Raw genomic sequence first — 1141 nt, 5'->3', positions numbered from 1 at the left:
CTCATTGTGGGGAAGACGTGAATGGTATCTATTATATCATCTATAGTAGCCCTGAACTTAATTGCTAGAGCTGCTTCATTTATTACCTCAGCAGCGTATTTACCAAACATCTGAACCCCTAAAATAGTTCTAAACTTTTTATCAATAACCATCTTTATTAACCCTTCACTTTCTCTCAATATTCTAGCCTTAGCTACATTATCCATTTTAACTACTCTATAGTCTATCTGATATCCCTTTTTTTCAGCCTCTATTTGGGTTAATCCTACTCTGGCAGCGTTAGGTTCAATGAATATCGCTTGAGGAATACTAAGTCTATCAATCTTTCTGTGAGAATTAAGAATAGCATTTTCAGCAGCTATTGCACCCTCTTTTCCTGCTAAAGATTCCAACATTAAATCTCCTATCACATCCCCTGCGGCATAAATGTTAGGATTACTACTTTTTAGCTCGTCATCAACCTTTATTCCCCCTCTTTCATTTAGCTCAACGCCTGCAGAGGGTAGATTCAAGTCCACGTTCGGTCTTCTCCCAGTTGCGAGTAATATCTCATCCGCTTCTACTTCTCCTTTATCAGTAACTATTACTTTGGTATGTTCTTTCTTAACTATTTCCTTAACTCTAACATCTATCATAATGGGGATATGATCATATTCCTCCAAATACTCTTTTACTACTAACGATATTTCTGGTTCCCAATCTGGAATTATTAACTTACTCCTTTGCAATATAATAGTATCAACCCCTAACCTCTTATACATTTGGGCAAACTCTAAGGCTAATGCTCTCCCACCTATTATTGCTAGGGATTCAATTTTCCTATCTGGAGATAACGCTTCTATATTAGTCCAGTATCCAGCTTCCCTTAAACCCTTGATATCTGGTATATAAGTAGATGACCCAGTACATATAATAAACTTCTTAGCTTCAATGACTTCCCCATTTACTTTAATCGAATTGGGAGATATGAAATGTGCTTTACCATTAATTAACTTTACATCATAACTATCCAGAACGTTCTCGTATTTTTCTTTACGTAATTTAGATACTATGTCACTTTTATCTTCAAATGATTTAAAAAAGTCCGGATAGATTTGATTACCTAATATTTTAGAAGCGTAATTATATAGTTCTCCTATTC

The 1141-nt window shown here is 35.1% G+C and carries 1 protein-coding gene; it reads right to left on the bottom strand.

Annotated elements, in window-relative coordinates:
* Positions 1-1141 (bottom strand): FAD-dependent oxidoreductase (locus DMP16_RS10090; RefSeq protein WP_143577208.1); only part of this gene is annotated, 1141 nt, incomplete at both ends.

Source organism: Sulfolobus sp. B1 (genome assembly GCF_007050195.1).
In the GTDB taxonomy this organism is placed as follows: Archaea; Thermoproteota; Thermoprotei_A; order Sulfolobales; family Sulfolobaceae; genus Saccharolobus.
Note: the sequence above shows the minus strand (reverse complement) of the source record. Positions and strands in the feature narration are given on the sequence as shown.